This is a genomic window from Neobacillus sp. PVCKKU3 (assembly GCF_058323225.1).
The window spans coordinates 48,445-62,236 of the sequence record NZ_JBLVQN010000024.1 but is presented as its reverse complement, the minus strand read 5'-3'; the positions used below and the strand labels follow the sequence as shown (position 1 = coordinate 62,236).

Genomic DNA, 13,792 nt, shown 5'->3' with positions numbered 1-13,792 from the left:
TTTTCGTCAAGTGATGCATAGGGACGGTTCTCATGCCTCATTCTTTGAATGAGGCAGAAGAACCGTCCCTTTGTTTCATTCATTTTGAAAATGAAGCACTAGAACCAATGATCGGCAGCACCGCATGTGATGGGTAGGTTTCCTGGTGGTAGATGGTTTGGTTTGCCGTGTTATATTTGGTGCTTGTGAGCATGGTGTGTCCGGTGTTTAGGTTTGTGTCGTAGCGCGGGAAGTTGCTGGATGAGATTTCGAGCCGGATTTGGTGGCCTGGGAGGAAGACATTGCTGGTTGGCCACAGTTCAATCTCGTATTGCATAATTTCATCCTTGATAGATTCATAGGATCCCTGAACCTGAATCTCCCCATTTCGATAGGATGCACGAACAATCCCATCTGTTAAATTAAATGCCGTTCCATCCGGCAAGACATCGATTAACTTTGCCGTAAAGTCCGTATCGACGGCATCCGTTTTTGCCCACAAGATCACCTTAACAGGGCCGGTGACTTCAAGCGCTTCTGCCAGCGGTTCAGAGGTGTAAACAAGCACATCGTCTCTCTCCTCTAGCTGCCGTTGATCCTTAGGGCCCATCGTTTGGACACCTGCATACAGGGTGCCTCCGCCATTGGTCGGGACTGGGTTTGAAGGATCATAAACAAACGTATCCTTCGGTTCGTCCTTCGTCGGCAATTCCACACCCAATCGCCCATCACCAAAACGGGAATTAGCCTTGCCGTCGCTATGCAAATAGTAGGGAACATACGTGGTCCTGGCCAACGGCCATTCCTGCTCGTCCCGCCACTCATTGACCCCCATCACAAACAGCTTGATCGGCGCTTCATCCTCTACAATCGTGTGTTCACCCTTTAACCAATGATCAAACCAGCGAATGTGCAGCCCCGTCAAATCTTCTTGCCCGTCAATCCAGTCACCGGAAGCCTGCAGCCCGAAATTCCGTTCACCGATGACAGAACTGAAGACCCCATGCCCCCACGGCCCAATGATTAATTTATTCAGCCCCCTGCCATGTTTGTGCAGTTCCGTAAAGTTTTTTAAGGTAGACTGCAACAGATTATCGTACCAGCCGGCAATATGATAGGCAGGGACATGTATCTGCTTATACTTGTTCAGAATACTCATTCGCTCCCCCATATCCTCTTTTATGTTCCCTTCCAGCAGGTCAAAGAAATAGCCAGCCGCATCAAGCTCCTTCAGCGGCGGCCATTGCTGAATCGGCTTATACGAATACCACTCTTCAATCTGGTTATAGGTATCTGCCCATTTTTCCATCATCACTGCATACTCTGCTGAATCACCGTATTTCCTTCTCAGATACTCAGGAGCCACGGACTCCAGCGCCCATGTTTCCGATGACGCAACGAGGAACTTTCCGCCCTTGTCCAGTGAATTATTCCGCCAGTCATTTAACGTCATCGCTGGAACAATCGCCTCCAAATGAGGCGGCTGTTCGGCGGCAGCCAGCAATTGCGTATAACCATAATACGACAGCCCAAACATGCCTACTTTTCCATTTGAATAAGGTAAAGCCGCGGCCCATTCAACGGTATCATAGCCGTCTTTCGCTTCATATAAAAATGGATAAAATTCTCCTTCCGAGTGGAAGCGGCCCCTGACATCCTGGATAATCACGACATAGCCATGCTGCACCAGACGATGGGTATCCAGATAGCGATGCGAATAGAACGGCAAATCCTTATTGTAGGGAAGCCGTGTCAACAGCACCGGAAACTTCCCCTCTTGGCTGGGGCGATAAATATCTGCATAAAGCGTAATCCCATCCCGCATTCTACAAGGCACATTTTTCTCTACCAAAACCTGTTCAATCTTCATTTTTAAAAATTTCACCCTTTCCTCTCCAAAATCATAAGCACCTGAAGCGAAATTCTATGCTCCGGCACAGCACTATATCATGAAAAAAATCCACCCGCAGTTCAAAATAGGGATGGACTTTTTCATAAAGGTAAGCCAGCCTAAGCGGCCCGTTCAGTAATATTTTTCTTAAGACTGCCTTTTCGCTTTTTAATTGGCGACAGCTTTCTTTCCAGCCAGCCCATCACCACATCGGCAATCACAGCCATCAACGCGGTTGGGATGGCACCTGCGAGGATAATTGGTGTTCCGTCCGTTACATTCGTGCCACGCAGGATAATGTCGCCCAAGCCGCCAGCACCGATGAAGGTTCCGATTGTGGCAATCCCGATCGTGATGACCAATGCCGTCCTAAGCCCTGCCATAATCACGGACATTGCCAGCGGCAGCTCGACCATCCAGAGAACCTGAAACTTGGTCATCCCCATCGCTTTTCCCGATTCTAGCAAGGCATGGTCGACGTTCCGGATGCCGGTGTAGGTGTTTTTTATAATCGGCAATAACGAATAGAGGAATAAGGAAAATACGACCGTATTGGTTCCGAGTCCCATGACAAGCATGAGCACAGCCAGCATCGCCAAGGCCGGAATCGTTTGGATAATATTAGCAAGCGCAATCACCCACGTGCTCAGCCTGTTGTAGCGAGCAATGAAGATACCCACCGGGATCGCGACAATCGCTGCAAATAAAACGCCATAGGCAGACATGAGGAAATGCCGATAAAACTCGACCCACACATACGCCGCATTTTGTGAATAGTAATACAAAATACTACTGATCGTCTCCATGGTCTCACCCCTCCCCTTCGAAATACTTGTGCTCTTCTAAAAATTCCTTTGCAATAACGGCCGGTTCCTTCATTTTTCCGTCAGCTTCATAATTAAGCTCCTGCATCTTTTCGGTACTAATTTTTCCAGCGAGCTTTTGCAGGATCTTCTTTAATTCCGGATGGGCCTTTAACACGTCGTTTCGTGCCACTGGTGATGTATCGTAAGGAGGGAAGAAATGCTTATCATCCTCCAACACCTTTAAATCAAAGGCACTGATGCGCCCATCGGTCGTATAGGCGAGGACAACATCCATTTTCCCGTTCGCCGCCGCCTGATACACTAAGCCAATCTGCATCGGGAAGGTTTTGCCGAATTTGAATCCATACTCGTTGACAAATCCCTCATAGCCATCGCCTTTCCGCTTTAACCAGGAATTATCGACACCTAATTTCAAATCCGAAACAAACGGTTGCAAATCGGAAACGGTGCTCAGGTTTTCTTTTTCCGCCAGTGCTCTTGTCACTGTAAACGCATAGGAATTCGCAAAGCCGTACGAATCAAACCAAGTTTGGTCAAAGCGCTTTTGGAATTCGCGTTTGACAATCGTAAGCGCTTCCCTCGGGTCTTTGACCGGGTCCATGGCAAGCGCCCCCGCCAAGTCCGTTCCCGTATAGCGTGTCGCCGAGATATCAATATCGCCATTCAGCATGGCCTGATGCTGGACAATGGAAGACCCTAGATTATTGACCATTTCCACCTTGGCATCAGTGTAATGTTCGATCATCAGCCGAACCATATTCCCCATAATCTGTGATTCGGATGTCCCCATCGTTCCTACCTTAATCGTGTTGTCGGCCGCTCCGCTCAAGCCAGGCAGTGCGCAGCCGCTCATGAAAACCGCCACCGTCATGACAACGGCAATCAGTAAATGATTTCTTTTCAACATCTCCGTGCCTCCCTTCCTATGTAGCTTCTCTCATCTTTTTCATTCCTTTAGGCGTTACCCAGCCTTCGACTTTGCCTAAAAGAAGATCGGTCAATAAAGCCAACAAAGTAACAGGAACCGCACCGGCAATAATGAATTCAGGCTGATACAGGTTCAGACCGCTGAAAATGTAATCACCGAGGCCCCCGCCGCCAATAAACGAAGCCAAGGTCGCCCAGCCAATTAAATAGACTGTCGATAAGCGAATTCCTGCCATAATGACGGGAATCGCCAGCGGCACCTCTACATAGCGGATGCGTTCCCATCCGGTCATACCCATCCCGCGTCCTGCTTCGAGCAGACTCTTTTGCACGCCGTTCACACCCGTATAAGTGTTTCTCAGGATAGGTAGGACCGAATAGAAAAATAAAGCAATGATAGCCGGTGTTTTTCCGACACCTAAAAGAGGAATGAAGAAAGCGAGAATGGCAAAGCTCGGAAAGGTTTGAACTATACCTAATATCCCCATCACCACTTCGGCCCCTTTAGGAAACCGCGTTAACGCCACTCCGAGAGGTACCGCGATGAGAATGCCGAGCAGTGCTGCAAAAATCGAAATATATAAATGCTCCCACGTCTTATACAGTATTTCACCGCCGTATGTATTCAAAAATTGTAAAATGGTATTCATGTCATCTCCCTCCTAACCTATTTTTGTTAGTTCATCCACGCCCCAGATTGAATCATAGACAATGTCTACCAAACTAGCTCTCGTGACAATCCCGACAAGGCGATGTTTGTCATCGACAACCGGAACGTATTTCATGCCCATTTTTAAGATTTTTCGGACCGTATCACGAACGAGCGTCTCTTTGTCGACGGTAAAGACCTCTCTTTCGACAACATCTCGTACCAGACTTGCCTTTTTCCGTTTTTGGTCAATAATTTCGACATCAATAACCCCTTGCAGAACCTTCAACTCATCCACGACAAGCAAGGAATCGACGCGATGCTGCTTCATTAATTGGATCGCTTCTGATAAAGAACGGTCGCCCGTAATCGTGATTGGATTTGGGCTCATGATTTGCCCAACCGTTTGGATATTCGGCCTTGCCTGGACAAGACGGTCTTTTCCAATAAACTCTTCGACAAATTCATTGGCTGGATTGCGCAGGATTTCATCCGGTGTATCACACTGAACGATCTGCCCGTCCTTCATAATGACAATCCGATCGGCCAATTTCAGCGCCTCATCCATATCATGGGTGACAAATACAATCGTTTTTTCCAGCTTCCGCTGCAGCTTTTTGAATTCTTCTTGGAGGGATTCCCTGGTAATCGGGTCTAAGGCGCCAAATGGTTCGTCCATTAAAATCAGGGGCTGATCCGCTGCCAATGCGCGCAGTACACCAATCCGCTGCTGCTGGCCGCCGCTTAGTTCATGGGGGTAATGCTCTAAATAATCAGGTGTCATATCAACAAGTGTCAGTAATTCCCGGGCCCGGGAGCGGCGTTTATTCTCTGGGACTTTTAATAATTTTAGGACGAGGGAGATATTTTCCTGAATGGTCATGTGAGGAAATAAGCCAATCTGCTGAATCACATACCCGATCTCTCGCCTCAGCGTCACCGGGTCGTTCTTCATAATGTCTACACCATTGATAGAAATGGTACCCTCTGTCGGTTCAATCAAGCGGTTAATCATTTTCATGGTCGTCGTTTTCCCGCAGCCGCTTGGGCCGATAATACAGATGAATTCTCCCTTGGCAATTTCCAGGTTCAGATCATGAACCGCTCGTTTTCCCCCCTTATACACTTTTGAAACATGATCAAATTTAAGCAAAGTAAGCACCTCCAGTTTTTGTTTAAAAAATCTTAATTGTCTAAATTTAGTATAAAGTAAAGTTTGTAAAATAAAAAGTTTATGAATTTTATAAATTACATCAAATTTACAGATTACATGTATTTTAGATTTACTTTTCCAACATATTCTTAAAAATCCTCCCAATTCCTCCCTTTTTCTATCCGATTCCCCTTTTCGATTTTTTCAAAAAATGTGATATAGTGGCAACGTAATAGGGTAACTGGAAGGGTGAATTCCTTTGGATGAAGAACCATTAGAAAAAATTAATCATATCCAAGAGCAGTTTGTTGAGAAAATCGCCGATAATATGCAAACATACGGGGTCTCCGCTACTGTCGGGAGAGTACTAGGCATCATATATATGAACCGGAGGCCGATGACACTGGATGAACTATCTGAGGAAACGGGAATGAGCAAAACCCGGATGAGCCAAGTCGTCCGTGAAATGGTCGATTTGAATATTGCCGAAAAGGTGTTTGAAAAAGGAGTCCGCAAAGACTTATACACCGTAGAGCAGGATTATTACCAGACCTTCGTTTCGTTGTTCACCTCGAACTGGCGCAAAGCCATCCAGAAAAACAAAATGTTTGAAAAAAAGATGTCTGCTGAACTGCGGTCCATTGTGGATTGTGGGACAATCGATGCAGAACTGGAACAAAAGATTAATGTCCTCCTCAAAGAAACAAAGGAATGGCTGGATTATTATCATTGGTTAGCCCAGTTGGTTGAATTCTTTGACAGCGGAGAGATTTTTAAATATGTTCCAAAGCCATAAAAGCCATTAAGACGTGAATTAGGATGAAAAAAGAAAATGGAAATTACCCCATTTTCTTTTTTTTTATAAATTTTCGAGGAGGAAAATATATGCAGAATAAGGTCATCGTCACTTGTGCCGTCACTGGCGCAGGAGATACAGTCAAGAAAAGCCCCTATGTTCCCGTTACCCCTAAGGAAATCGCCGAATCTGCCATTGAGGCAGCAAAGGCTGGTGCCACGATCGCCCATATTCATGTCCGCGACCCCAAAACCGGCGGAATCAGCCATGACCCGGCATTATTCCAAGAGGTGGTCGAACGGGTCCGTGAAGCAGAAACCGACGTCATCCTCAACCTCACTTCCGGAGGGGGCGGGGACTGGATTCCAAGCGAACAGAACCCAGCCCTCGGCGGACCTGGAACAGACATCCAGACCCCGGAAGAACGCCATGAACCAATTGGGAAATTACTGCCGGAGCTTTGTACATTAGACTGCGGAAGCTTGAATTTCGGCGATCAGCTTTACATAAGCACCACCGATTGGCTGCGCAAACAGGCCCGCCTTATCCAACAAAGCGGAGTCAAGCCCGAATTGGAATGCTTCGATACCGGACACCTCCTGTTTGCCAAGCAATTAATCGAGGAAGGCCTGATTGACGGCGACCCGATGTTCCAATTCTGCCTGGGCATCCCTTGGGGGGCAGCCGCCGATGCGGAAACGATCATTTATATGCGGGATAAACTTCCGAAAAATGCCCACTGGTCCGCCTTTGGCATCGGCCGCATGCAAATGCCGATGGCGATCCAATCGATGCTGCTCGGCGGAAATGTCCGGGTCGGCTTGGAAGACAATCTCTATTTGGATAAAGGAGTGCTGGGAACCAATGCCCAATTGGTTGATAGAGCCGTTAGCATCATGGCAGGGCTTGGCGCCGAACCGATGACCCCTACGGAAGCACGAACCCATTTAGGTTTAAAAAACCCTCATCGAAAGGCTGGGATCTAGTGCACAATCATTCTATTAAACAAGTAACCGTCGTTGGCACAGGAGTAATCGGAAATGGCTGGATCGCTCGTTTTTTAGCGCAGGGATATGATGTCATCGCAACAGATCCAGCACCTGGTGCAGAAGAGCGGATGCGCGCAAGTTTCGAGCGTGCCTGGCCAGCTTTGGAGAAATTGGGATTGGCTGCGGGAGCTTCGAAAGACCGGCTCCGCTTTGAACCAGAATTAGCAAAGGCGGTGGCTGACGCGGATTTGATTCAGGAGAACGCACCGGAGCGGGAAGAACTAAAACGGCGTTTGCTGGCGGAAATTGATTTGAATGCAAAACCGGATGCGATCATTGCCTCGAGTACATCAGGGCTTATGCCTAGCACACTGCAGGCAGACTGCGCCCGGCCTGAACGGATCATCGTGGCCCATCCCTTTAATCCTGTCTATTTGATTCCATTGGTTGAACTGGTCGGGGGAAAGCGGACGGCACCGGAGATTTTGGCGAAGGCGGAACAATTCTATCAATCTATTCAAATGAAGCCGCTGGTCATTTCCGCTGAAATCGAGGGTCATGTCGCCGACCGGTTAATGGAGGCGATTTGGCGCGAAGCCCTGCATCTTGTCAATGACGGGATTGCCACAACCGAGGAGGTCGATGCCGCGATCATCTATGGGCCTGGATTGCGGTGGTCCTTAATGGGTCCCTTCCTAACCCTGCATCTTGCCGGCGGGGAACAAGGAATGAAACACATGCTGGAACAATTCGGCCCGGCCTTGAAACTGCCTTGGACCAAACTGGTCGCACCCGAGCTGACGGAGGAGCTGAGCAATCAGGTGATTGATGGCTGCGAACGGCAGACTGCCGGCCATTCGATTCCTGACCTGGAAGAACGTCGTGACAACTTTCTCATTGAGCTTCAGCAGCTGCTGGAAAAATATTGGCCGGGTGCTAATCTGAACGGGAAGATATAAACTTTTGCCTCTGCTATTATTCATTGTTGTTTCTCGTGTTGGTAGGAGAATTCATAGGCGGAGAATTTCCGGCTAATTCGTATAGATGCAGCTTAAGAAGCAGATATAAGTGGAAATATTCCGATTAACTGCTCTGAATAAGGCAAAATCCAAAGATTTGGATAAGATAAACGGAAAAACTTCCTTTATTTTTAAAGAAATATGGGTATTTCCCAATTTAAACGGAATTTTTCCGTTTATTTTTCAAACACGACGAACTCAACATTCAGTTATATCATAGCCAACTTTTAAAAAAATAATTTTGAATTGGGGGATGTATCCAAATGCCGCAAATCGAAAACCCGCTCTTAATTGAAACGGTGCACGAGGATTGGATTGATTATAACGGCCATATGACGGATTCGGCCTATGCAAAGGTGTTTAGCATCGCAGTCGACCAGCTGATGGTGCGGCTGGGGATTGATGCAGACTTCCGAGAAAAGGCACAGTACACCATTTACACGTTAGAAACCCACCTCTGCTATCTAAAAGAAGCCCACAAAGGCCAGGAGCTGCAGATTGCCCTGCAGCTCCTAGATTATGATGCAAAACGGCTGCACGTATTTTTTACAATGGAAAACACCAACGGCGAACGGCTCGCCACAAGCGAACAAATGCTTATGGGCATCAGCACCAAAACAGGACGATCAGCCCCCTTCCCTCCCAGCATCCTCGCTCAAATTGAACGAGTGGGAGAACTACATAAACATAGGTTGAGACCGAAGGAAGCTGGGAGAAGAATAGGGATATGAAGCAGTGAGGACGGGAGAGGTGTTTCCAAATCGATTGTTTAAATAGTAAAATCATTTTTTGAGGATTTGAACTCGATGTTTCACATAACAGCACTATGGCACAGCTAGCTTTAATCCACTAGCTGTGCCTTTTTACGTGCAAAACTTCCGAGTGCCTTATAAAAACCTTCGCCATGCATCATTCCAAATGGAACCCTTTGCTTTCCATAAATTCCTTCATGTGCACTCGCCTCTTACCCTGCATGAAGTGGGCCATTGATTCAGTCCAGTTGGTATTTTTGTTATTGGTAGAACGCTGCTGATAGTAGTTACTCATGGTTTGGTCATAGTCATCAAGTAAACTATCGTATTTTTCATTGTTATAAACATTTTCATGGAGAATGGCGTCTAATGGGAGTCTTGGTTTTACCTCGTTCTTTTCGGCTGGGACTCCTAAGCATAATCCAAATAGCGGAAACACTTTATCTGGAAGACCCACTAGCTTGCTGATTGGACCGGGATTATTCCGGACGCCGCCGATATAGCAGCCTCCGTAACCAAGTGACTCCGAAGCCGTGATAACATTCTGGGCAATGAGGGCGGTATCAACAGTGGCGACGATAAAATTTTCTAAATTATCATGTTCAATCATAATCCCGTGCTTCCGGCCGGCAGCTTCCAGGCGCTTTAAATCGCCGCAAAATAACAGGAATTCGGCAGCGTCTTTGATATGCGGATTTTTAGCAAGGTCAGCGATTTGTTCCCTTTTGTCTTTGTCTATGATACGAATTATTGAATACGCTTGGACAAAATGCGAGGAAGCTGCACTCTGTCCAGCCTGAAGTATTTCCACCAAATGCTCTTTCGAAATCGGTTCTGCCGAATACTTCCGAACGGAAACATGACTTTGCATCACTTTCATTGTTTCAGATAATGTACTTGTATCTTTCATCTGAATCTTCCTTTCTTGAGACAGAGGGACGGTTCTCTTGCATCACTGTAATTGGGTGAGGCACGAGAACCGTCCCCATGCTTCATCGTGCATCACTGTGATGAAGTGAGGCACGAGAACCGTCCCCGTGCATCACCCTTCCTTGATCTGGTTGCGAAGGGTTCCGATTTTGCTTACTTCTATCTCCACGACATCGCCGGCTTTCATTAGGACTTGCGGGTTGCGTTTGAAGCCGACTCCGCCTGGTGTGCCTGTGACGATGACGTCGCCTGGCACTAGGGTGATGAAGGAGGAGACGTAGTGAATCAGTTCGGGTATGGAGAAAATCATTAAATCGGTTGTAGTATGCTGCAATGTTTCGCCATTTAAACGTGTTTCAAGCGTTAAAATCTCATTGTCTTCGATTTCATCGCGGGTGACCATCCATGGTCCAAAAGCTCCCGTTCCTTCAAAATTCTTTCCTGGGCCCCATTGGTGGGTATGTCGCTGCCAGTCGCGGATTGTGGCATCATTATAACAAGCATAGCCGGCTACATGTTCAAACGCTTGCTCTTTCGGAATCCGTCTGCCTGGTTTTCCGATGATGACAGCCACTTCGCCTTCATAGTCCAGTACATCCGATTCCTGTGGCAGCAAAATCGCTTCATTATGACCAATCTGCGAATCAGCAAGGCGGAAGAAAATCACCGGTTTTTCCGTTTTATCGCGATTTACTTCTCTTCGATGATCATCGTAGTTGACTCCGGCACAAAAGATTTTATTAGGATTTGGAATGACCGGCAAAAAGGTCACTTCCTCGAACGTATAGTCCACTGGTTCATTTTCGAACTCCGAGACCTGCGCTAAATCGGAGGCCAATAAAGACTTTAAGTCTGCAGCATCCACGCGCTTCGTTAAATCAACTATCCCATTATCCTTCGAAATGCCAAACTTGTTTTGGTTTTCAACTTGATAGCTTACTAATTTCATTACTAACACCATCCTAATCTATTAATCATGTATTTGTGAAACCAAACGATTGTTAAATTCTACTTTTTGTAAAACAGAGTCGATAATGTCACGCTCTACTTTTGGATACCATTTGCAATTGCGCGGCCACTCTCTTGGTCGTAATGGCAGCTCACTATGATAGGGACGCGGTTCAAAATACCCGAGATCCGGAATATATTGGTCCATTTCCGTGTACAGTTCGATTAAATTCAGCTCCGGGTCATGATGATACGAAGCAAGATTGTGTCCGGCTGTATGTCTGAACGGTCCCCAGACAAGCGGGATATTTTTACTGGCAAGAAAATCGGCACTTAACGTATGGTGGCTTGAATCTTTTAATTGAAAGGCAATATGGTGCATGATTTTATGGCCGAAGTTTGAAATATTTAAGACATGATGGTCGGAATTACAGGTTAAAAAGGCGGCCCGGTTGCCAATTTTATCGGTCTCGAGAAACCCTAAGATTTCCCTGTAAAAATCAACCGACTCCTGCTGCTTTTTTGACCCCAGCGCAATATGGCCTAACTTAAAGGGGGAAATCGAGTCCCGCCTATACCCCGGTGCAGGCATGTCAATATGGTGGTATAAGTGAATGGTGTAGCCATCTGGATCGTTCAGCTCCAATAACTTCCTGATCCCCGGTTGATAATCTGATTTTATTTCTGAATGAATCCCGGCATTCGCAAGGAACTTCTGAATATTTTCCAAAGTATCGGTTTCAGCAATCTGAAAGCCAAGCGTTGACAATTCACTTTCGCGGCTGCTTCTTAACACAATATTATGATGGTCTAAGCTGCTGCTAAGATATTTTTCCCCCTGATCGCCTTCCTCAACGAGCGACAGTCCGAGAACGTTTTCATAATAGTCCGCCATCTTGGACAGGTCCACACAGTTGAAATCGGCATAACCCAATTGAATCGTTTTAATCACACGATCATCTCCTAACCCGCAATCTTGTTTTTTAAAAATTTTAACTCAGTACCTTGATTCCAAAGCTTTTTGCCAAATCCTCTAATATATCTCCAGCGATTTCAGCTTCGCCTTTTGCATAGACATACCGGTCAGGACGAACAATGGCCACGTCCACGCCACTTTTTTCAAACCATTCTGAAAAGTGGGGTATTTCCTCCAGGATTTGGCCTGCCTTTACGGGCTGCTGCGTGACAACCTGCAGGCATTCAAAAAAGTCGGTTAAGTGGAGGGCGGCTAATTTTTGCTTTAATGCATCGAGTTGATCCTCTGAAACGTTTGCTGAAACAACCACGGCAAACCTGTTGCCAATCACATTATCCGATTTAGCTTGTGTGCCGTCTGCCAATGTTACAGTTGTTTGCGGGAACAAGGTAGTCTCGTCGCTTTTTATAGTAGCATGGTGAAATCCTGTGCCAATTGGTGAAGCCGCCTTTGCCAGGTTGTTCAATGCTTCTTTCACATTTGGAATGCTATTTAAATAGTTAAATAGACGATCTCTGAAATCCGCTATTTCTTGGTTGCTTGTTTGAATAATCTCACCCAGCAGGACCGCATGGCGCATAATCTTTTCTACATGCGGCAATCTCTCTTTTTCATAGGAATCTAGGATGGATTCAGAGAAATCGTATTTGAGGATATGAGCGATTTTCCAGCAAATATTCATCACATCGCGAATTCCCGATGAAAGCCCTTGGCCTAAAAATGGCGGCATTTGGTGGGCTGAATCGCCAGCCAGAAAAACCCGTCCTTTTCTGCCTTCCTTTGCCAGTAAGGACCTGAACACATAGACTATTTTTCTATCAATCGTGATCTCTTCCGTATTCATCCAATTAGAAAGCAGTTCTTTAAGAGATTCATCCGTTTTATACGTGCTCTGGGTTTCGTGCTTAAGGAGGGCAATTTCCCACCTGTACATATCATTTCCCAGATAGATACAAGTAGCTGCCCGGGATGGATTGCAATATTGCTGATTAATATTAGGCAAATTCAGTTCTTTTGGTGCTTTAATGTCGACAATTAACCAAGGGTGGTTAAAATTCATATCTTCTCGTTCGATTCCGATACATTCTCTTATTTTGCTCCTGGCACCATCCGCCGCGATCACATACTTTGCCTGAAACGCTTTTTCCTCTTTTGCAGCTAAATCTTTCACATTTACCGTTACAAGATCGTTGTGTTCTTCTACATCTAATACTTCATGATTGCTGTACATCGTGACATTTTCATGCTGCTTCAGGCCGCTCCTTAATACCTCTTCAATCAAAGGCTGTCTGATAACCAGCGTAGTAGGATAGCCATTGGACGTATTGCCTTCCACACGTTTGAAGCCGAACATCGGCGTTCTCTGTTGATTTAAAAATTTATATCCTTTGGAAACAGTGGATAATTTAAGTATTTCTTCCTCAAGGCCTGCAAATTGTATGATTCTAGCAATATCATCATCAATCACTGCAGCTCTCGGGTTGGGATAAATATCCTTTAATTTGTCAAATATAATCGTTTTAAGCCCGTATCTTCCTAAAATGTTGGCTGCCATTACCCCAGTTGGTCCGCCGCCCGCGATAATTACATCTGCATACATCATGACTTTCACCTCATTTAGTAAAAATTTAAATAGTTATTAACATATTCACATTTAAAACAGTAGTTAATATTCATAATTATCAAACATGTTTTTACAGTTGTCAACAACTATTATCATAATTTGATAATAGATATTAAATAATTAAAAATTAAACCGCTTTATTTTATAGTAATTATTAATATATGATTTTATATAATTGTTTACATCGAATAGTATAGATCGGCTGTTACATATATTGTTAAGTATTATCATAATTTAATAAACAAAATAAATATTTTATGAATTTTTTATATTTTTATAGAATTAATATTGCATTACGATAAACACTACGGATATAATGTAAATAAATTTTT

At 45.4% G+C, this 13,792-nt stretch carries 13 protein-coding genes; 4 read left to right on the top strand and 9 right to left on the bottom strand.

The window, feature by feature from the left end:
* Positions 1 to 79: 79 nt before the first annotated feature.
* The 5 genes from ACNQGS_RS16905 to ACNQGS_RS16885 form a co-directional block, all read right to left on the bottom strand.
* Complete coding sequence (locus ACNQGS_RS16905) at positions 80 to 1,849, bottom strand: CocE/NonD family hydrolase (RefSeq protein ID WP_491488321.1); 1,770 nt, start codon at positions 1,847 to 1,849, stop codon at positions 80 to 82.
* Positions 1,850 to 1,989: 140 nt separating this feature from the next.
* On the bottom strand, positions 1,990 to 2,676 hold the full coding sequence (locus ACNQGS_RS16900) for an ABC transporter permease (RefSeq protein WP_491488320.1): 687 nt from the start codon (positions 2,674 to 2,676) through the stop codon (positions 1,990 to 1,992).
* 4 nt (positions 2,677 to 2,680) lie between these two features.
* Positions 2,681 to 3,604, bottom strand: a complete 924-nt coding sequence (locus tag ACNQGS_RS16895; RefSeq protein WP_491488319.1) for an osmoprotectant ABC transporter substrate-binding protein — start codon at positions 3,602 to 3,604, stop codon at positions 2,681 to 2,683.
* Positions 3,605 to 3,620: 16 nt separating this feature from the next.
* Positions 3,621 to 4,274, bottom strand: a complete 654-nt coding sequence (locus ACNQGS_RS16890; protein WP_491488318.1) for an ABC transporter permease — start codon at positions 4,272 to 4,274, stop codon at positions 3,621 to 3,623.
* Between the two features lie 12 nt (positions 4,275 to 4,286).
* The gene (locus ACNQGS_RS16885) at positions 4,287 to 5,426 is read right to left on the bottom strand and encodes a betaine/proline/choline family ABC transporter ATP-binding protein (protein ID WP_491488317.1); all 1,140 of its coding nucleotides are present in this window, start codon (positions 5,424 to 5,426) and stop codon (positions 4,287 to 4,289) included.
* A gap of 259 nt (positions 5,427 to 5,685) precedes the next feature.
* On the opposite strand from ACNQGS_RS16885, the gene ACNQGS_RS16880 reads away from it, so the two are divergent.
* From ACNQGS_RS16880 to ACNQGS_RS16865, 4 genes are all read left to right on the top strand, one after another.
* Positions 5,686 to 6,222 (top strand): GbsR/MarR family transcriptional regulator, encoded by a 537-nt coding sequence (locus ACNQGS_RS16880; protein ID WP_491488316.1) that lies wholly within the window; start codon positions 5,686 to 5,688, stop codon positions 6,220 to 6,222.
* Between the two features lie 89 nt (positions 6,223 to 6,311).
* The gene (locus ACNQGS_RS16875) at positions 6,312 to 7,208 is read left to right on the top strand and encodes a beta-keto acid cleavage family enzyme (protein WP_491488315.1); all 897 of its coding nucleotides are present in this window, start codon (positions 6,312 to 6,314) and stop codon (positions 7,206 to 7,208) included.
* A complete protein-coding gene (locus ACNQGS_RS16870) occupies positions 7,208 to 8,170 on the top strand; it encodes an L-carnitine dehydrogenase (protein WP_491488314.1) in 963 nt (320 codons plus the stop codon). The genes ACNQGS_RS16875 and ACNQGS_RS16870 overlap by 1 nt, the downstream gene beginning before the upstream one ends.
* A gap of 323 nt (positions 8,171 to 8,493) precedes the next feature.
* Entirely contained in the window at positions 8,494 to 8,961 is a 468-nt protein-coding gene (locus ACNQGS_RS16865) for a thioesterase family protein (protein ID WP_491488313.1), read from the top strand.
* A gap of 178 nt (positions 8,962 to 9,139) precedes the next feature.
* Here the strand turns inward: ACNQGS_RS16865 and nfsA are convergent, their stop codons facing one another.
* The 4 genes from nfsA to ACNQGS_RS16845 form a co-directional block, all read right to left on the bottom strand.
* Entirely contained in the window at positions 9,140 to 9,892 is a 753-nt protein-coding gene (nfsA, locus tag ACNQGS_RS16860; RefSeq protein ID WP_491488312.1) for an oxygen-insensitive NADPH nitroreductase, read from the bottom strand.
* A 132-nt stretch (positions 9,893 to 10,024) separates the two neighbouring features.
* The gene (locus ACNQGS_RS16855; protein WP_491488311.1) at positions 10,025 to 10,861 is read right to left on the bottom strand and encodes a fumarylacetoacetate hydrolase family protein; all 837 of its coding nucleotides are present in this window, start codon (positions 10,859 to 10,861) and stop codon (positions 10,025 to 10,027) included.
* 21 nt (positions 10,862 to 10,882) lie between these two features.
* Positions 10,883 to 11,812 (bottom strand): VOC family protein, encoded by a 930-nt coding sequence (locus tag ACNQGS_RS16850; RefSeq protein ID WP_491488310.1) that lies wholly within the window; start codon positions 11,810 to 11,812, stop codon positions 10,883 to 10,885.
* Positions 11,813 to 11,852: 40 nt separating this feature from the next.
* Positions 11,853 to 13,436 carry a bifunctional 3-(3-hydroxy-phenyl)propionate/3-hydroxycinnamic acid hydroxylase gene (locus ACNQGS_RS16845; RefSeq protein WP_491488309.1) on the bottom strand — a complete coding sequence of 528 codons (1,584 nt, stop codon included), beginning with the start codon at positions 13,434 to 13,436 and terminating at the stop codon, positions 11,853 to 11,855.
* Positions 13,437 to 13,792 lie beyond the last annotated feature (356 nt).